At 68.3% G+C, this 19,105-nt stretch carries 15 protein-coding genes and 1 pseudogene; 8 read left to right on the forward strand and 8 right to left on the reverse strand.

Annotation, left to right across the window (positions count from 1 at the left end; translation table 11 throughout):
* Window position 1 precedes the first annotated feature (1 nt).
* The 3 genes from IEY91_RS30580 to IEY91_RS30590 all read right to left on the reverse strand — a co-directional run bounded on the left by IEY91_RS30580 (window position 2) and on the right by IEY91_RS30590 (window position 3,932).
* A complete protein-coding gene (locus IEY91_RS30580) occupies window positions 2-1,774 on the reverse strand; it encodes an ABC transporter substrate-binding protein (RefSeq protein WP_189176608.1) in 1,773 nt (590 codons plus the stop codon).
* A 69-nt stretch (window positions 1,775-1,843) separates the two neighbouring features.
* Window positions 1,844-2,875 carry an ABC transporter permease gene (locus IEY91_RS30585; RefSeq protein ID WP_189176440.1) on the reverse strand — a complete coding sequence of 344 codons (1,032 nt, stop codon included), beginning with the start codon at window positions 2,873-2,875 and terminating at the stop codon, window positions 1,844-1,846.
* Window positions 2,876-2,969: 94 nt separating this feature from the next.
* Window positions 2,970-3,932, reverse strand: coding sequence for a serine hydrolase domain-containing protein (locus tag IEY91_RS30590; RefSeq protein ID WP_189176441.1), 963 nt, complete (start codon window positions 3,930-3,932; stop codon window positions 2,970-2,972).
* Between the two features lie 359 nt (window positions 3,933-4,291).
* Between IEY91_RS30590 and IEY91_RS30595 the strand changes: the two genes are divergently transcribed.
* Window positions 4,292-5,980, forward strand: coding sequence for a PucR family transcriptional regulator (locus IEY91_RS30595; protein ID WP_189176442.1), 1,689 nt, complete (start codon window positions 4,292-4,294; stop codon window positions 5,978-5,980).
* Between the two features lie 321 nt (window positions 5,981-6,301).
* Here IEY91_RS30595 and IEY91_RS30600 read toward each other — a convergent pair whose 3' ends face one another.
* Window positions 6,302-6,781: a hypothetical protein gene (locus IEY91_RS30600; protein ID WP_229697318.1), complete on the reverse strand. Its 480-nt coding sequence runs from the start codon at window positions 6,779-6,781 to the stop codon at window positions 6,302-6,304.
* 76 nt (window positions 6,782-6,857) lie between these two features.
* Window positions 6,858-7,319 (reverse strand): MarR family winged helix-turn-helix transcriptional regulator, encoded by a 462-nt coding sequence (locus IEY91_RS30605; protein WP_164327362.1) that lies wholly within the window; start codon window positions 7,317-7,319, stop codon window positions 6,858-6,860.
* Between the two features lie 124 nt (window positions 7,320-7,443).
* Here IEY91_RS30605 and IEY91_RS30610 point away from each other — a divergent pair, with 124 nt between their 5' ends.
* On the forward strand, window positions 7,444-8,706 hold the full coding sequence (locus IEY91_RS30610) for an alpha/beta hydrolase family protein (protein ID WP_164327363.1): 1,263 nt from the start codon (window positions 7,444-7,446) through the stop codon (window positions 8,704-8,706).
* A gap of 6 nt (window positions 8,707-8,712) precedes the next feature.
* A complete protein-coding gene (locus tag IEY91_RS42830) occupies window positions 8,713-9,105 on the forward strand; it encodes a DUF6615 family protein (RefSeq protein ID WP_506005028.1) in 393 nt (130 codons plus the stop codon).
* Here the strand turns inward: IEY91_RS42830 and IEY91_RS30615 are convergent.
* From IEY91_RS30615 to IEY91_RS30625, 3 genes are all read right to left on the reverse strand, one after another.
* Window positions 9,072-9,776, reverse strand: coding sequence for a peptidoglycan recognition protein family protein (locus IEY91_RS30615; RefSeq protein ID WP_189176444.1), 705 nt, complete (start codon window positions 9,774-9,776; stop codon window positions 9,072-9,074). The genes IEY91_RS42830 and IEY91_RS30615 overlap by 34 nt on opposite strands.
* A 161-nt stretch (window positions 9,777-9,937) precedes the next feature.
* Complete coding sequence (locus IEY91_RS30620) at window positions 9,938-10,492, reverse strand: hypothetical protein (protein ID WP_189176609.1); 555 nt, start codon at window positions 10,490-10,492, stop codon at window positions 9,938-9,940.
* Between the two features lie 180 nt (window positions 10,493-10,672).
* Window positions 10,673-11,668, reverse strand: coding sequence for a LacI family DNA-binding transcriptional regulator (locus tag IEY91_RS30625; RefSeq protein WP_164327366.1), 996 nt, complete (start codon window positions 11,666-11,668; stop codon window positions 10,673-10,675).
* 279 nt (window positions 11,669-11,947) lie between these two features.
* Between IEY91_RS30625 and IEY91_RS30630 the strand changes: the two genes are divergently transcribed.
* From IEY91_RS30630 to IEY91_RS30650, 5 genes and pseudogenes are all read left to right on the forward strand, one after another.
* A complete protein-coding gene (locus tag IEY91_RS30630; protein WP_189176445.1) occupies window positions 11,948-12,868 on the forward strand; it encodes a carbohydrate ABC transporter permease in 921 nt (306 codons plus the stop codon).
* Between the two features lie 3 nt (window positions 12,869-12,871).
* Window positions 12,872-13,822, forward strand: coding sequence for a carbohydrate ABC transporter permease (locus IEY91_RS30635; RefSeq protein ID WP_164327368.1), 951 nt, complete (start codon window positions 12,872-12,874; stop codon window positions 13,820-13,822).
* 78 nt (window positions 13,823-13,900) lie between these two features.
* Entirely contained in the window at window positions 13,901-15,244 is a 1,344-nt protein-coding gene (locus tag IEY91_RS30640; protein WP_189176446.1) for an ABC transporter substrate-binding protein, read from the forward strand.
* A gap of 82 nt (window positions 15,245-15,326) precedes the next feature.
* On the forward strand, window positions 15,327-17,426 hold the full coding sequence (locus tag IEY91_RS30645) for a beta-galactosidase (RefSeq protein WP_189176447.1): 2,100 nt from the start codon (window positions 15,327-15,329) through the stop codon (window positions 17,424-17,426).
* A 46-nt stretch (window positions 17,427-17,472) separates the two neighbouring features.
* A pseudogene (locus IEY91_RS30650) lies at window positions 17,473-19,065 on the forward strand (glycoside hydrolase family 30 protein); the annotation flags it as partial.
* Window positions 19,066-19,105: the final 40 nt, after the last annotated feature.

The raw sequence follows: 19,105 nt of genomic DNA on the forward strand, positions 1-19,105 counted from the left end.
CTCAGCTCGCGTTCTTCAGGCCGAGGTTGACGAAGTCGTACATACCGCTGTAGCCGTCGGTGGTGTACGCGTTCGTCAGCTTCGGGGAGCGCCAGTTGAGGAACTTCTCGAAGGTGAAGGGCAGGTAGTACGCGCCCTCCATCACCTTGTGGTTGATCTCCTTGGCGATCCTGGCCTGCCCGCCCTCGTCGAGCTCCTTCACGTAGGAGTCGAAGAGTCCGTCGATCGACTTGTCCTTGATCAGGGCGAAGTTGTTGTTGCCGCTCTGAAGGATGTACTTGCTGCTCCACAGCGGCAGACCGAAGCCCTGGACCGTGCCGAAGTCCGGCGCCCAGCCGTCGATGACGATGCCGTACTTCTTCTTCTTGACGTTGGCGGGGCTGCCGACGATGCCGGCGGTCTGCGCGCCGTCGTACTGGTCGATCTCGGCCCGGATGCCGATCTTCTTCAGCGATGCCTGGAGGGACTCGGCGGTGGCGACCTCCACCTGCTTGTTGTTGCGCACCGCGATGGTGGTCCGGAAGCCGTTGGGTCGACCGCAGGCCTTGAGCTCTTCCTTGGCCTTCTCGACGTTGCCCTTCTTGCCGGCGGCCCCGGCGATCCCGTACGGGTCGTACTTCTGCCCCTCGGCGCCCGGCACGGACGGCGGGAGCATGTTGGTGGCGATGTCACCACCGGCGAGCGGGCCACCGCGCGCGTTCTGCAGCGAGACGTGGTCCGCACCGTGGATCACGGCCTTGCGGCAGTGGATGTTGTCGAACGGCGGCACGCTCCGCGGGAAGACCGCGTAACGGATGTAGCTGGTGAGCGGGTTGTCCAGGTTGCCCTTGTGCTGCTTGAGGGCGGTGGTGCGGCCCTGCGGCGACGGACCGGTCTGGTTGAGGTCCAGATGGAAGTCGCCGTTGATCAGGCGCTGGTCCATGTCATTGGCGTTCGCGAAGAACTTGGCGCTGATGGTGTCCGGGTACGCCCTGCGGATCGGGTCCGAGGCGGACGCCCACTTCGTGTTGCGGACCAGCTTCAGGCTCTTGCCCGGCGCGTACGACGCGAACTTGTACGGGCCGCTCGAGAACGGCTTGAGGGCGTACTTGGACTTGGTGTCCTTGTCCTGGCGCACCGGGGAGGCCGACGGTGTCGCGAGCATCTGCGCGAAGTCGCTGTTGGCCCGCGGCAGGTGGAAGACGATCGTCTTGTCGTCGGGCGTCTCGATCGACTTCAGACCCAGTCTGTCGGCGGACTTGTCCTTGTAGGGGCCCGGGTACTCGCCGTCGGGGTCGAGGACGTCCTTGAGGTAGACCGGACCACCGGACAGCACGTCCTGCGCCCACTGGCGCTCGATGCCGTACTTGATGTCCTTGGAGGTGATGGGCTTGCCGTCCTCCCAGGTGATCTTGTCGCGCAGCTCGAAGGTGTAGGTCTTGCCGTTGTTCGAGATCTTGCCGGCGTTCGTGGCGAGATCCGGCGTCAGTTCCGCGCCGGCCTTGCCGGGCTCGGTCTTGTACGACAGCAACTGGCGGCTGTAGTAACGCATGAAGTTCCAGGCGAAGCCGTAGTAGCCGCGCGTGGTGTCCCAGGAGTCGGCGTCCTGGGAACCGGCGAACTTCAGCTCACCGCCCTTCTTGGTACTGGCGTTGAGGACCTTGTTGTTCGCGGCGTCGTAGCCGGCCGCGTCCTCCTTGTCGTCGCCGCACGCCGCCGTGGTCAGCAGGGCGGCGGTCACCGCGGCAGCGGCCAGGGTCTGCTTGCGCCGCCCTGGTATGCGTTGGGTAGTCACCATCTCGGATCCTCCGGAATTGAGGTGAAACACCGTGTGAGTGCCACGGGCCGCTGAGGGCACCGCAGTTCAGCGGGAGCCCTTCGGGTCCAGCGCGTCCCGCACGCCGTCGCCGAGGAGATTGAAGGCAAGGACCGTGATGAAGATCGCCATGCCGGGCACGACCATGTACATGGGGTCCGAGTCGTAGTAGTCGATCGCCCTCGAGAGCATCTGACCCCAGGAGGCCGTGGGTGGTTTGACGCCCACGCCCAGGAAGCTGAGTGCCGCTTCGGTGAGGATGTTGGTGGGGATCATCATCGTCGTGTACACGATGATCGGTGCGACGAGGTTGGGCAGCAGTTCCTTGAAGAGGATGTAGAAGCGCCCGGCGCCCAGTGACCTGGCTGCTTCGACGTACTCCCGCGTCCGCAGGGAGAGGGCCTGGCCGCGCACCACGCGTCCGATGTAGGGCCAGCCGAAGAAGCCGATGACCAGGATCATCACGAAGACGCGCACGCTCGATCCGGTAAGGCCCAGCATGTCGTTGGGCATGACGGAGACCAGCGCGATGATGAAGAGCAGTTGCGGGAAGGCGAGAAGGCCGTCCATGACGCGGCTGATGACCGTGTCCACCCAGCCGCCGAAGAAGCCCGCCAGGATGCCGAGGACGGTGCCCAGGACGACCGCGACCACGGCCGAAAGGAAGCCGACGAGCAGCGAGATCCGGGCGCCGTACAGGATGCGGGCGAAGATGTCGCGGCCGTTGACCGGCTCGACGCCCAGGAGATGGTCGCCGCTGATACCGCCCAGGGAGCCGGTCGGGGTGCCGAACAGCGGGTTGATCAGGTCCTCGTGGTGGGTCTCGGGGTCCTGGCCGACCAGGCCGGCGAGCACCGGGGCGAGCAGGGCCACGACGATGAGGAACAGGACGACGACGCCGCCCGCGAGAGCGAGCCTGTCGCTCTTGAGGCGCTCCCAGGCGATCCGCCCCAGGGAGCGCCCCTGAACGGATGTGCCGTCCGCGGCGCCGTCCTTGGTGCCGTCCGAGCTGAACACCGCCGTCTCTTCGGGCATGTGGGGGGCTGCCTCAACGGATGGCTCGGGAAATGGCGTTTTCATGGGCAAGGGCCCCTCTCAACCGGCGTTGGCGGGAGTTCTGGTAAACCTGGCCGGTACACGCTTTCCTTGCGCCACCGAATAGGGCAGAGACCGGTCAGCGGATGTCGTGGATGAGTTTCTCGATGACGGAATCCACCTTTTCCGAGTTGAACCTTTCCGAGCCGACCATGAGGGTCACGGCCCGGCGGCCGTCCTCGGTGACGGCGTTCCTGAATTTGTGGCCGCTCTCCATATAGCCGCTGTGCCCCCAGGTGACGAAGCCCGGGGTGCGCTCATAGCGCTCGACTCCCAGGCCGTAACCCTCGCCCGCATCATCCGGAATGGTCTTTTTCATTTCGGCGAGCTGAGCCGGGGCAAGGAGTTTCCCGGACCACAGCGCGGTCCAGAACGCGGTCGCGTCGGCACTGGTGGAGACCAGCGCACCCGACGCGTCGGCCGCGGAGACGTTCCACGCCGTCTTGTCCACCAGATTCCCGCGCTGCACCACGTAGCCCCGCAGGTCCGGCTTGGGCAGCGAGGTCCGGTCGCCGGGCCAGAAGGTCCCGCGCAGTGCGAGGGGCTTGATGAGCCGCTTCTTGATCTCGGCGCCGATACTGCGTCCCGTGACCTTCTGGACGATCAGTCCGGCCAGGTTGTAGTTGGTGTTGGAGTAGGAGAAGCCGTCCGGAGTCCTGTCCTCGGGCGGGGGCAGCTTCAGCGCCTGCCTGACCGTCTGCAAGGGCTCGAAGTGATCCCAGCGGTGCGCTTCCAGGTCCTCCCAGAACGGCGCTTCGAGGTAGTCGGGCAGGCCGCTGGTGTGCTGCAGGAGCTGCCGGACGGTGATCTTGCGCCCGTCATAGTGCTCGGTGCGGATCAGACCGGGCAGATAACGGTCGACGGAGTCATCGAGCTTGATCTTGCCTTCGCCGACGAGCTGGAGCACGACCGTGGCCACCCAGGTCTTGGTGTTGCTGGCGATACGGCTGTGCTCATTGCCGACGACCTCGCGGCCCGTCCTCAGGTCGGCGAGGCCGACACCGCCGTTCCAGACACCGCAGCGCGGACTCTTCACTGTCACGCTGATGCCGGAGGCGCCCACTCCATTCAGTGCCTTCAAAGCTGTCTGTATGGGCTTGGTGTCACACTGTGGTTTCGCGACCGACGTGGCGGTCGGCGTCACCAGAGAGGCTGTGAACGCCAAGGCAAAGACGGCACTCGTCCTGCCTCGCATAATGTCTCCTTTTCCGTGCTGATGCGTGCGGCGTTTAGTCGGTTCCGCTAGTTGGCTCCGCCTCGTGCCAGGGAGAGCGGCCACTGCCTGGCAAAACTCCTTGCGGGCAGCTTGCGCGTAGTCTTTCTCCTGTTCATGACCGCGTGCATGCGGTGCCAGTCCAGAGATCCCGCACATGTTTTGTGCGTCCGGCCAAAGAGGTGAGGATGCTCGATACCGGGGTTCCCGACCTCCGACAAGTCCTCGACGTGTTGGGCTCAGCGCTGCTGCGGCCGTTGACCGAACTGCCGGAAAGGCCGGTACCCGTGTCGGGCGTGCTCATCTTCGAGCGACGAGCCCCGCTGCCCCTTCCACCCGTCAGGGACGCGATTCTGCTCGCCGTCGGCGTGGGAGCGGCCGAAGCGCAGGCGAAGGAGCTGGTCGATGCGGCGACCGAGGCCGGGTACGCCTGCGTGGTGGTGAAGAGTTTCGGCGAGCCGGTCACCGACCTTGTGGACGCCGCCCAGCGGTCCGGCCTCGTGCTGCTCGCCGCCGATGAGGCCGTGGCCTGGCACCACTTGGACGCCATGGTCTCCTCGGCCCTTGCGCCGACGGTGCGCTTCGCCCAGGCCGCGGGTACCCCGGCCGTCGGTGATCTGTTCGCCCTGGCCAACGCGATCGCGGGGATGGTGGGAGGCGCCACCGTGATCGAGGACCCGCACCGGCGCATCCTCGCGTACTCGACTCTGCCCGGCCAGGCCGTCGACGAGGGCCGCAGCCAAGGCATTCTCGGCCTTCAGGTGCCGGAGGGCCCGGAATACGACGAGCAGTACCGCGTGCTCACCCAGGCACGGCACACGTGCCGGTTCGCCGCCTTCCCCGGAGGGCTGCCTCGTCTCGGTGTCGCGGTCCGCGTGGGCAGCGAGGTACTGGGTTCGATCTGGGTCGTCGATGCCGACGGCCACCTGGATGCCACCGCCGAACAGGCCCTCTCCGATGTGGCGGACATCGTCTCGCTGCATCTGCTCGCCGCCCGCACCGCGGTCGACGCGGTCCGGGGCAGGCGCGCCGACCTGTTCCGGCGACTGCTCGCCGACCCGAGCAGCGTCAGCGCGGTGGCCCCACAGCTCGGCCTGGACCCGAACCTGCCTGTCGTGGTGGCCGCGTTCGCCGTCGCCTCGATCGACGCCGAGGACGTCCTCACGGCACACACGGCAAACCGTCTGGCCGACCTGGTGAGCCTGCACTGCGAGGCCCGCTACGGCAGGCACGGCTGCGCGTTGATCGACGGAACGGTCTACGCGCTGCTGCCGAGCGGACCTTCACCGAACGGGCCTTCACCGAACGGGCCTTCACCGAGCGGGCCTTCACCGAGCGGGCCTTCGCCGAGCGGACCCTCGGCGAACTCCCACCGTGAACTCGTCGCCGACATCGCCCGGCGAGCCCACGGCGCGCTGCGGGTGCGCGTGCGGGCCGGACTCGGCTCGCTCGTCCCGGGACTGGGCTCGATCGCGAGCTCACGCGCCGACGCGGACCTCGTCCTGCGGGCACTCACCGACCGGCCGGGTGACCCGGAATGGTGCCAGGTGGCCACGATCGACGAGGTGTGGGCCAGCGCGACGCTGTCCGCCCTCGCCCACATACTGGCCACGCACGAGGTGCTGCCCCGCAGTATCGGTCCGGCGATCCGCGCCCACGATCTCAAGCACGGCACCACCTACGCCTCCACCCTCCTCGCCTACCTGGACGCCAACAGCGACGTCGTGACCGCTTCCAACCAGCTGTCCGTACACCCGAACACGATCCGGTACCGGCTCGCCCGCGCCGAGGAAATCTTCGGCTTCGACTTCACCGACCCGGACGAGCGCCTGGTGCTGTGGCTGCGGTTGCGACTGGGCGATCAGCTCGGCTGGTGAGCAGTGAAGTACGCCTGAAGCACGGCCCTGGAGGTCAGTTGAGGCTGCCTCAGGACCGAGTTCCCCGGCTACACCCTGGGCCTCGTGAACAAGGCCGTAGAGCATGGGCATGCCCGTGACAGTTACTCACGCCTGATCGAGCACTTCAGGAAGTAGCGCGTGCGAGGTCCCCCGGGCGCGGGTGCTCGGGCCCGCTCCTGACCTTCCAGTGCGCCGGCAGGACTGGCGTGGGTGGGGGCCGTCCTGCTCTGCCAACGCAGCGGCCTACCGCCCTTGCGCTTCGCACGACTGATCACCAAGTAGACCCGTACACCGGGTTAGTCATTCGATCCCGAGGGGGCCGATGCCCAGGTCCTCACGCATGCGGCCGCGCATCTCAGCCATGGCCGTGCGCCGCTGTTGGGTGAAGGCCCTGTCCTCGGCGGAGCCGACTGCAACTCCGCGGGCATAGGCGTCGCGCATCCGACGCAGGCTGTGAAACGCCTCGTTTCCGGCCGCAACGACGAGCGGCGGGCCCACGAGCCAGAGCTGCTCGCTTGCCGTGTGCAATCCGGTCCCACGGAAGGCTTCGCGCACCGCCGCATCACGCGCTGACTCGGACATGTGATCGCCGCGGGCGACAGCCCGTATCTCTTCCCCCGCGTCCTTCAGAGCGGAGGCGTACTCGGTATACACAGCGCGCCGCAGTTCCAGAGCGTGTCGTGCTTCCTCGCGCCGCCACCTGTTGCGATCGGCGAACAGGGTGGCAGCGATGCCGATAGCGGCACCTGCCAGGGTGGAGAGCAGAGGCATCCAGTCCATGCGCCGCATGCTGTCTCAATCACTGCTGCGACACCAGCGGCCCCACGTTCGGGCGGTTGCCGGGCGGGGGGACCGGTCACAGCTTGTCGTAGATGTGGGCCAGCCCCCGGAGGACCTCGGTGGCGGCGTCCAGGTCCCGAGGATCCAGATGGTGCAGCGTCTCGTTGAGCGCGTCGGCCAGGAGCTGTTCACGTTCGCGGTGGCGTTGCCGTCCGGCCGCGGTGAGGGTCACGACGACGGTCCGGCGGTCTCCCTCGCGGCGCTCCCGGGTGACGTAGCCGGTCTGTTCGAGGCCGTTGACCAGCTGGGTGGTCGCGGCACCGGTGGTTTCGGTGCGTTCGGCGAGCCTCTTCACCGGCAGCGGGCCCTCTTCGGCCAGCACACGCAGGGCGCGTGCGTGGGTGAGGGAGAGGGCTCCGGGGGTGCGGGTGGCCCTCCCTCGCAACCGGGCGTCGGCGGCGCTGAGGCTGTAGGCGGCCCGAGCCAGGGCGTCCAGCGACGCACGGCGGCCGTGGGCGGATGTCTGGGCTTCGGTCACGGGGGTCCTTTCGTGACGGCGGAGGCGGGCGGCTTGACAGCAGAGTAGCGTAAGTACTTACTAGATAAGTACTTAGCTAAGTGCTGGTCGCTTGGCCGATCTCCTCGAACGAAAGGATCACGTCATGACCATGCGTTCCACCGGGCAGAGCTGGGCCCTGGACATCGCCCTCGCCCAAGGCGGTTTCGACGCGCTGCACCCTGCCGCGAAGGGCACCATGGAGCAGCTGGGGCACGACCACACAGACTTCGACAAGGTGTTCGCGCAGGTCCGAAGCGGCGCGATGCTGCCCAAGGCGTGGGCGACCGTCGCCGCCCAGGCCGAGGAGCGCGCCGCGCACCATGAGGCGGGAGGCTTCGCCCGGACGGCAGCCGACCTCTACCTCCGGGCCGCGGTGATGTGGGGGCGCGCCCAGTACTCCATCTTCGACGCGGACGACCCCCGCAAGGCCGCCTTCCGCCGGAGCTGCAACCACTGCGTGGCCCGTCTGGGGGAGCTGCGCGACAACCGGGTGCGCCGCGTCGTCCTCGACTTCGAGGGCAAGCACATCTACGCCCTCCTGCACCTGCCCGAGGGCGAGGTCCGCAACGCCCCGGCCGTCATCCTCGGCCCCGGAATGGACATGATCAAGGAGGACTACATCTACGCCGCCGAGCGCTACTACACATCGCGCGGTGTCGTCGCCCTTTCCGTCGAAGGCCCGGGTCAGGGCGAATCACGCGCCAACGGCCTGACCGTGGACCTGACCAACTACGAGCGGGCCATCGGCCGTTACATCGACTTCCTCGCCGAGCTGCCCGAGGTCGACGCCCAGCGGATCGGCATGTTCGGGATCAGCATGAGTGGCTACTGGGGCATGCGCGCCGCGGCCGCCGACACCCGGCTGGCGGCCATGGCGGGATTCGAGGGTGTCTCCGGGGACTTCGACACGATCTTCAACCGGGCCCAGCCCACCTTCAAGAACAACTACATGTACATGGCCGGATACGCCGACGAGGGCCTCTTCGACACGGAGTTGGCGCAGCGTATGCCACTGGGCGCCCTCGTCGCCGAGATCACCTGCCCGGTCTTCATGGGCATCGGCGAGTTCGACGAACTCACGCAGCTGGAGCAGGCGCTCGCCACGTACGAGCGGATCCGCGCGCCCAAGGAGATGCGTGTCTACGAGAACGAGTTCCACCCGCTGGGCGGCGCCGCCGCGGAAGTCTTCCGCTTCGGGGCCGAGTGGCTGGAGAGGGCACTGTCCGGCGAACTCGGCACCCCGGGCCGCGATGTACGGCACTACGTCCACAACGACGGCCGCACCACCGACGGAACCGCGAACCCGAGCTGGTGGCGCGGCACCACGCCACGGCAGATAGCAGAGGCAGCCGCAGCTGCCGCCTGAGCGTCGATGCGGCCCGCCTCAACGCTCAGGCGCACCGACGGGCACCGGCCGACGAGTCGGTGCCCTTGGCGCCTGGTGGGTGAGCTTGCTGCCGATGCCACGCCCCTGATAGTCGTGACCGACTGCCGTCACGGGCGCGGTGAGCAGGCTCAGTTGGGCTGCACCCTCGTCTGGGCCCTGACCGTGCATGCCGTCCTGCGCAGCCGTCCCGTGCGAGCTGCCTATGTCCGGGACCGCAACGTTCCGTGGCATCGCATCCTGTGCGACGCTCCGCGCGGCAGGCAGACCGGGCTCTCCATGGCCCATACGGCTGGGGCAACGTGGACCTACTCGTTCCCTCCGGAGCAGCATCAGGATTCATTGAGTCAGTCGAAGGTGCCTTTGCCTATGTACGAGTAGAGCTGACCCGGGCATTTGGTGTCGATGAAGTCCCGATGCCCCTTGACATGGCGCCCCTTGACGTTGGCGCCTGCTCGGTCGTAGGCCCGGACCCAGTCGGCAACGGCCTTGATCTCGTCCAGCATCGCTTGTGGCGGCTGAGGATCATCGGATCCGATCAGGCCGCAGATGGCGTAATAGCGTTCGTTGTGCCACCGGGTGCCATTGGCGCCTGGCTGATAGCCGAGGCCGCGCCCGACAAAGGTGTACCCGTGGTGGCAGACCAGGTAGTTATAGGAGATGTCCCAGTACTTCTCGCCGCCAACGAGCGGCAGGGGATTTTGGTGCACGTGCTGGATGCGCCGCACCTGGAAGTAGCAGTCGTCCCAATGAGGTATAGCTGTGTCGGGGGTGTGCTGCGGACGCATCTCCTTGCCCCCGCCCTCGTAGTGGATTGCTATTCCTCCCCATTCCGGCCAGAAGTGGGTGGTGTCGGTCTGCGCGGGCTCCGCGGCCCTCCACTCCGTGCGGGAGATGAACCTCGGTATCCGCGGCGTTGAAAGCGGTTCAGCGTCGAAGGCCTCATTCCCCGTCTCGCCGGGCGGCCTGGTCAGCTTCTGCCCTCCGACCACTTCGGTCCGCTGCGCCCACTCTCGTTCGGTTAACTGCCAGTTCGGCCTTCCTGTACTCACCCTGCCCCCCTTTGATCGATATTTGATCGATTTTGAATATCAATGTAGCGAGGGTGAAGTGATGGGGCGTAGACCACTTCCAGTCAGGCCGTCACCTCGGCCACCGTCTCCCGAGCGATCCGCAACCGCGCACGGAGCTGTCAGGTGGAGTGGTGACGTGCTCAGCCGGTGGGCTGTGGAGTGTCCAGTGATCGGGCGAAGTCGGCGAGCGTGCGGAAGTCGCTCTCGCGCAGGCCGATTCGCGGGTTGACGTGGTGGAGAAGCCCGGGACCCCGGTGGTGGGCGGTCACGTACACGTCGTCGAGGCCGCTCTGCTCGTCGTCCACCCAGGCGAAGGGACGGCCGCCCGCGTAGTCCACCAGGGGGCCAGTCTTCCAGTGGACCCCGTCGGGGCGTTCTTGGAACAGGGCGTCGCCGAACTCGACGAAGGGGAGTTCGGGAAGGCCGAGCACTGGGGCGATCCACCGGTTGGCGTCGTCCATCCACGTGGTGGCCCAGCACAGTTCGTAGTTGAGCCGGAGCAGGGCTCGTCCGTGCTCGGGGTTGAGCCAGACCCGCAAGGGCCGTCGCCGGACCGAGAGTCCTGCGTGTTCGTTTGGGGTCCCGCTGTCCCCGGGCACTCTGAGTGTGGTGTAGCCGTCGGGGCGTCTCTCTGGCTGGGCCGCGTAGGGGTTGAGCGGCCCGTCCACATCGAGGAACAGCAGTGGCCGGTTCACGAACTCGAACTCTCCCTTGTTCAACATCAACTGCGCTGTGGCGGACCGCATCATCAACCAATTCGGCCCACGGCTCGCGCTCCAGCCCCACCAGAGGCGAGGGCGGCCGTCGAGGAGCCGGCGCTGTACGGGTCAGGCACGACGCGCCCCAAGCACGGCCCCACAAGCGCGCCGCCCCCGTCAGCAGCGCCCCGCGGACGGAGCCCCCGTACTCTCGCGCACCACGAGATGCGTCGGCACGAGCGTCGTGCCCTGCTCGCCGGACCCGGTGCGGATCTGCCGCAGCGCGCTCTCCACGAGCAACTGGCCGACCTGGTCGAAGTCCTGGTGGATGGTGGTCAGGGGCGGGAAGAAGGAGGACGCGTCGGGGATGTCGTCGAAGCCGATGACGCTGACGTCCCCGGGGATCGAGCGGCCCTTCTCGTGCAGGGCGCGCATGACGCCGAGGGCCATCTGGTCGTTGGCGGCGAACACGGCGGTGCAGTCCGGCTGTTCGGCGAGCAGGAGCCCCGCCCGGTAGCCCGATTCCGCGGTCCAGTCGCCGCGCAGGGCGGTCGGCACCTCGCGGCCCGCCGCCTCCAGCGTGGCGCGCCAGGCGCCTTCGCGGCCCTGGGCGGCGAACGACTCCTCGGGTCCTGCCACATGCCACACCGTCCGATGGCCGAGGGCGAGCAGGTGGTCCACCGCGGTCCGGGCGCCGCCCACCTGGTCGGTGTCCACCACGCTGTAGCGGTCGCCGGCGTGCGAATCGGCCACGACGATCCGTACGTTGGGCGGCGGGACCAGGGACGACGCGTCCAGGAGGTGCACCTCCATGATGGCGATGATCGCGTCCACGGCGAGTTCGCCGAGGCGGGAGAAGGCGCCGCGCACCTCGTCCTGCGTCGGCACCGCGACCGGGAGCAGCGTGACCGCGTACCCCTCCTGGGCCGCGGAGCGCGCGATGGCGTCGAGCGTGTGGACGTTCCCCGTGGTCGACAGCGTGAACGTGACGACGCCGATGGTGCGGAACTCGCCGCGGCGCATGGCCCGCGCGGCGCTGTTGGGGCGGTAGCCCAGCTCCGTCATCGCCTCCAGGACCCGCGCGCGGGTCTCCTCGGTGACGCCGGGGAAGCCGTTCGAGACCCGGGAGACGGTCTGGCCGGAGACGCCGGCCAGGCGGGCGACGTCGATCATGGACGCGCCCTGTTTGCGGCGGGGCGCCCCGCCGCGGCGGCCCGGCGTCCGGCGCCCGCCCGCAGGTGTTCCGCTGGTTGTCACTCGCACCCTTCCCCGCACTCAAAGTCGAGTCTCGCGCAGCCCCTTGACCCTCCGTTGCGGCGCAGTGTAGACATCTCCCACTCAATGTTTACGTAAACATAACACGACCAGCGGCCCTTTCCGGCCACGGATGTTTACGTAAACATCGCAAGGCGCGCCCCCGTCGGGCGCGAGGCGAGCACGAGGGGACTTGTCATGGCAACACTGCAATCCGCGGTCGTCGGACGCGCGGGCCCGCCCCCGCCGCGGCGGCCCCGGCGCTCCTGGACAGGCTGGGGGTTCGTCGCCCCGTTCGCCCTGGTCTTCGCCCTGGTCTTCCTGGCCCCCATCGCCTACTCGATCTACCTCAGCCTCTTCCAGGACCGGCTGATCGGCGGCACCACCTTCGTGGGCCTGGACAACTACCAACGGGCCCTGGACGACCCCGAGTTCTGGGAGGGGCTCGGCCGGGTGGCGCTGTTCCTCGCCGTCCAGGTGCCGATCATGCTGGGGATCGCGCTGCTCGTGGCGCTCGCCCTGGACAGCGGCCGGCTCTACGGCAAGAGCTTCTTCCGCATAGCGATCTTCCTGCCGTACGCCGTGCCCGCCGTGGTCGCCACCCTCATGTGGGGCTTCATGTACGGCACCCGGTTCGGACTCGTCGGCGACGTGAACGACGCCTTCGGCGCCAAGCTGCCCGACCCGCTCTCACCGGACCTCGTGCTCGCGTCCATCGGCAACATCGTCACCTGGGAGTTCGTCGGCTACAACATGCTGATCTTCTACTCCGCGCTGCGCGTGATCCCGCACTCCCTGTACGAGGCCGCGGAGATCGACGGCGCCTCCCAGCTCCGCGTCATCACCGCCATCAAACTCCCCGCGATCCGCGGCGCGCTGGTCATCGCCACCATCTTCTCGATCATCGGCAGCTTCCAGCTCTTCAACGAACCGAGCATCCTGCAGGACCTCGCGCCCAACGCCATCACCACCTCGTACACCCCCAACCTCTACACCTACTCACTCTCGTTCAACGGACAGCAGCAGAACTACTCCGCGACCGTCGCGATCATCATGGGCCTCATCACCATGGTCATCGCGTACATCGTCCAGCTCCGCGGCATGCGCAAGGGAGCGTGACCCATGGCCACCCCCACCAGGACCGCCGCCAGAACCACCCGCGCCACGGGCCCGAGACACGCACCGCCGCCCCGTCTGCGCACCCCCCGGCGACAGCGCCACAGCCTCGCCCGCCCCCGCCGCAGCGTCCCGCTGACCCTGCTCACCGGCCTGGTCGTGCTCTACACCCTCGTGCCGCTGCTGTGGCTCGTCATCAGCGCCACCAAGTCCCAGGAGGGCCTGGCCGATTCGTTCGGCCTGTGGTTCGGCGGTGACTTCTCCCTCTGGGACAACGTCAAGGAGACCTTCACCTACAACGACGGCGTCTTCACCCGCTGGCTCCTGAACACCCTGCTGTACGTCGTCCTCGGTGCCGGAGGCGCCACCGTCCTCGCCGTCCTCGGCGGGTATGCCCTCGCCAAGTTCGACTTCCCCGGCAAGCGCGTCGTCTTCGCCGTGGTGATCGGGGCGGTCGCCGTGCCCGGCACGGCCCTCGCGGTGCCGACCTTCCTGATGTTCGGCGAGATGGGCCTGACCAACACCCCCTGGGCCGTCATCATCCCCTCCCTCATCTCGCCCTTCGGCCTCTACCTGATGTGGGTCTTCGCCACCGAGGCGATCCCCGCCGAGCTCCTTGAGGCCGCGCGCGTCGACGGTGCGGGGGAGCTGCGCACCTTCGTCCAGGTGTGTCTGCCGCTGCTCGCGCCCGGGATGGTGACCGTCCTGCTGTTCACGATGGTGCAGACCTGGAACAACTACTTCCTGCCGCTGATCATGATCAAGGATCCCGACTGGTATCCGCTGACCCTGGGCCTCAACAGCTGGAACGCCCAGGCCTCCACGGCAGGCGGCGAGCCCGTCTTCCATCTGGTGATCACCGGCTCGCTCCTCACCATCCTGCCGCTCATTGCCGCCTTCCTGCTGCTCCAGAAGTTCTGGCAGTCGGGCCTCGCCGCAGGAAGCGTCAAGGAATAGCCCCTGCGCTCGCGCCCGACCCGGCCTTCGTCCACTCCCGTTCACCGATCCGCACGTCCAGCCAAGGGGAACACGTCCATGCCGTTGCACACCCGCCGTGCCCTGCGCGGTCTCGCCGTCGTCTGCGCACTGACCCTGGGAGCGGCCGCCTGCGGCTCCTCCGACGACGGAGAGAGCCCGAAGAACGTATCCGGAAAGGACATCGACGCGGCCCTGAAGAAGGGCGGAAAGATCACCGTGTGGGCCTGGGAACCCACGCTGAAGAAGGTCGCCGAGGACTTCGAGGAGAAGCACCCGGGCGTCGAGGTCGACCTCGTCAACGCGGGCACGAACGACAAGCAGTACACCGCCCTGCAGAACGCCATGTCCGCCGGCAAGGGCGTCCCCGACGTCGCGCAGATCGAGTACTACGCCCTCGGCCAGTTCGCCCTGAAGGAATCGATCACCGACCTGTCCGGCTTCGGCGCGGCCAAGCTCGCCGGCAGCTACTCCCGCGGCCCCTGGAGCGCCGTCAACCAGGGCGGCGACAAGACCTACGCCCTGCCGATGGACTCCGGGCCGATGGCGCTGTTCTACAACAAGAAGCTCTTCGACAAGCACAACATCGCCGTGCCCACCACCTGGGACGAGTACGTCGATGCCGCCCGCGCCCTGCACAAGGCCGATCCCAAGGTGTACATCACCAACGACACCGGCGACGCGGGCCTGACCACCAGCCTGCTGTGGCAGGCGGGTTCACGGCCCTTCGACGTGAAGGACAAGACCGACGTCGGCATCAGCTTCAAGGACAAGGGAGCCGCCGCCTACACCGGTACGTGGCAGAAGCTGATCGACGACAAGCTTCTGGCGCCCATCACGTCCTGGAGCGACGAGTGGTACCAGGGCATGGCCAAGGGCACCATCGCGACCCTGGCCATCGGCGCCTGGATGCCCGCCAACCTCGCCTCCGGCGTGAAGTCCGGCGCGGGCGACTGGCGCGTGGCCCCGCTGCCGCAGTGGACCAAGGGCGGCAAGGCCAGCGCGGAGAACGGCGGCAGCTCCCTGGCCCTGCCCACGGCCAGTAAGAACAAGGAACTCGCCTACGCCTTCATCGAGTACGCCAACCACGGAGCCGGTGTCCAGACCCGCATCAAGAACGGTGCCTTCCCCGCGACCAACACCGATCTGACGTCGGACAAGTTCCAGCAGACCAAGTTCCCCTACTTCGGCGGGCAGAAGGCCAACCAGGTCTTCGCCGAGTCGGCGGCGCGCGTCCCGGACGACTGGAAGTACCTGCCGTTCCAGGTCTACTCCAACTCCGTCTTCAACGACACCGCGGGCAAGGCGTATGTGTCGGACACCCCGCTGGCCGACGGGCTGAAGTCCTGGCAGCGCAAGTCGGCCGAGTACGGCAAGCAGCAGGGGTTCACCGTCCACGAGTGATCCGCTCGCCGTACGCCGCACGCGCCCACGCCGCCCGCGCTTCGACAGACGCTCCGACGACGCTCGAAAGACGAGAGTGACGATGACCCGTCGCACCACCTTGCCCCGCCTGCTGCCCGCACTGGACGGCGGCAGCCGCGCCCGGCTCGCCTACGGCGCCGACTACAACCCCGAGCAGTGGCCCCGGGAGGTGTGGCACGAGGACGTCCGCCTGATGCGCCGGGCAGGGGTCAACATCATCTCGCTGGGGATCTTCTCCTGGGCGCGCGTCCAACCCGACGACGACGTCTGGGACTTCGCGTGGCTCGACGAGCTGATGGACCTCCTGCACGCCCACGGCATCGCCGTCGACCTCGCCACCGCCACGGCCTCACCCCCGCCGTGGCTGACGACGGCGCACCCGGAGATCCTGCCGGTCACAGCCGAGGGGGCGACGGTCTGGCCCGGCGCGCGGCAGCACTGGCGGCCGACGTCGCCGGTGTTCCGTGAGTACGCGCTGCGGCTGGTCTCCGCGATGGCGAAGCAGTACGCGGGCCATCCGGCCCTGGCGGCCTGGCACATCAACAACGAACTGGGCTGCCACAACATCTACGACTACTCCGACGACGCCGCCCGCGCCTTCCGGCTCTGGCTGCGCGACCGGTACGAAAGCCTGGACCGGCTCAACCACGCCTGGGGCACGGCCTTCTGGTCCCAGCGCTACAGCGACTGGGAGCAGATCCTGCCGCCCCGCCTCGCCGCATCCCACCCCAACCCCACCCAGCAGCTGGACTTCAAGCGCTTCTCGTCGCACGCGCTGAAGGACTATCTGTGCGCGGAGCGGGACATCCTGCGCCGCCTCACCCCCGAGACGCCCGTCACCAGCAACTTCATGGTGATGGGCGGAACCAAGGGCATGAACTACGCCGACTGGGCCCGCGAGGTCGACTTCGTCTCCAACGACCACTACGTCCACCCCGGCCCCCAGGACCGCGACGAGCTGTCGTTCTCCGCGAACCTCATCAGCGGCATCGCGGGCGGGCGGCCCTGGTACGTGATGGAGCACTCCACGAGCGCCGTCAACTGGCAGCCGGTCAACGTCGCCAAACGCCCCGGAGACCTCGCCCGCGACTCGCTGCTGCACGTCGCCCACGGCGCCGACGGCATCTGCTTCTTCCAGTGGCGCCAGTCGGCGGCCGGAGCGGAGAAGTACCACTCGGCGATGGTCCCGCACGCGGGGGAGGACAGCGCGGTCTTCCGCGCCGTGACCGAACTCGGCGCCACACTGGACGAGTTGGCTCCGGTCGCCGGTTCCGAGCGCGAACCCGCCGCCGTCGCGATCCTCTTCGACTGGGAGTCGTGGTGGGCCAGTGAACAGGACTCCCACCCCACGTCCCGCCTCGACTACCGCCAGGAGGCGCTCGACTGGTACTCCGCGCTGCTCGCGCTCGGCATACGCGCCGACGTGATCACGACGGACACCGACCTCGCCCCGTACCGACTGCTCATCGCGCCCGTCCTGCACGTGGTCCCCGGCGACCTTGCCGATCGGCTCACCCGGTATGCGGAGGGCGGCGGCCACCTGGTCACCACGTACTTCTCCGGCGTCGTCGACGAGAACGACCACGTGTGGCTGGGCGGCTACCCGGGCGCGCTGCGGGATCTGCTCGGCATCCGCGTCGAGGAGTTCGGACCGCTGCTCGACGGTGACGCCGTGTCGTTGGACGGCGGCTTCACGGGCACGCTGTGGGCCGACCGCGTCGACGTCACCGACCCGGCCGTGGAGATCCTCGCCCGCTACGGCTCGGGGGAGCACACCGGCTGCGCGGCCGTCACCCGCCGTCCCGTCGGCAGCGGCTCGGCCACCTACGTCGCCACCCGCCTGGGCCCGGACGGACTGACCGGGCTCCTGCCCCGCCTCCTTGAGGCGGCCGACGTCCACAGCGAGCTGCCCGCCACCGCGCGCGGCCAAGTCGAGCTCACCGTCCGCCGGGCCGGGGGCCACCGCTACCTGTTCCTGGTCAACCGCACCGATGAGCCGGCGGCCCTGCCCGGCCTGGCGGGGGACGTACTCACCGGTGACCTCGGGGGCGCGCGCACCGGCGCCGGAGACGAACTCCCCGGCGGCCACGAAGACGCACCGCAGAGCCACCTCACCCTGCCCCCACGCGGAGTCGCGGTCCTGCGCGAGCCCGCCCCCTGACAGCACGGCGCCCCACCCCGAAGTGACAACTCCAGAAAGGATCACGATGGCACACGGCACCCGCAAGCGGCCACTGCCGACCGTCCTCGGCGTCACCGCCCTGGCCGCGGTCACCGCACTCGCCACCGCCCCACCGTCACCCGCGGCCGAGCGCACGGCCGCCGACTCCGTCACCGTCCGGCCCGACCCCGTGAACGCGCAGCAGAAGTTCGAGGGATGGGGCACCAGCCTGGTCTGGTTCGCCAACGCCACCGGGGGCTATCCCGACGAGATCCGCAACGAACTCGCCGAGCTGCTGTTCGGCGCCGACGGACTCAACCTCAACATCGCCCGCTACAACATCGGCGGCGGCAACGCCCCCGACGTCAAGGACTACCTCCGGGCCGGTGGCGCGGTCGAGGGCTGGTGGCGGGCCCCGCAGGGCACCACCCGCGAGGACACCGAGTGGTGGGACCCCGCGAACCCCGCCCACTGGAAGGGCGACGCCGACAAGCCCCAGCGCTGGTGGGTCGACCGGATCAAGTCGAGGATCGACCACTGGGAGACGTTCAGCAACTCGCCCCCGTGGTTCATGACGAAGAGCGGATACGTCTCCGGGGGCTTCGACGCCAACGAGGACCAGCTCAAGACGGACTTCGTCGACGACTTCACCGCGTACCTCGCCGGCGCCACCCGGCGCCTGGAGAAGGCGCACGGCATCAAGGTGAAGACGCTCGACCCCTTCAACGAACCCAACACCGACTACTGGAGCACCAAACTCGGCCCCGACGGACAGCCCGTCGGCGGCCGCCAGGAGGGCGCGCACATGGGCCCGGGGCTCCAGCAGCAAGTGATCCGCTCGCTGGCCCCGGCGCTGCGGAAGTCCAAGACCCGCGCGAAGATCTCGGCGATGGACGAGACCAACCCCACCAAGTTCGCCGAGAACTGGAACTCCTACCCGGACGAGGTGCGGCGCCTGGTCGACCAGCTCAACGTCCACACGTACGGCACCGCGGGCCGCACCACGGTGCGGGACCTGGCCAAGGCGGCGGGCAAGCCGCTGTGGATGAGTGAGGTAGAGGGGGAGTGGGACCCGGACGGGCAGGACTTCGAGGACATGAAGTCAGGCCTCGGCCTGGCCCAGCACATGGTCGACGACCTGCGCGAACTGGAGCCCACGGCCTGGGTGTTCTGGCAGCCCGTCGAGGACTACAACAACATGAAGCCCGGCGGTGAGAGCGCCAAGGGCGGCAACTGGGGCAGCATCCAGCTCCCCTTCGACTGCACCGCCGAGGACACCCTGAAGACCTGCCCCATCAGGACCAACACCAAGTTCGACACGGCTCGGAACTTCACCCACCACATCCGTCCCGGCGACCGCCTGATCACGGTGGACGACGGCTCCAGCGCGGCGGCGCTCGACGCCGACGGCAAGGGCGCCACGGTCGTCCACGTCAACTCCTCCGGCTCGGAGCGCGCGGTGACGGTGGACCTGTCGAAGTTCGCCTCCGTCAGCCCGAACGCCACCGTGACACCGGTGGTGACGAGCGCCGACGGCGCACTCGAACGGCACGACCCCGTCCGGGTCACCGACCGGCGTGCCACGGTCACCGTGCCCGCCCAGTCGGTCACCAGCTTCGTCGTCGACGGGGTCTCCGGCACTCGCTAGGACGCCACACGCCGGGCGAGGACATGCACAA

Origin of the sequence: Streptomyces lasiicapitis (assembly GCF_014646335.1) — a bacterium.
Taxonomy (GTDB): domain Bacteria; phylum Actinomycetota; class Actinomycetes; order Streptomycetales; family Streptomycetaceae; genus Streptomyces; species Streptomyces lasiicapitis.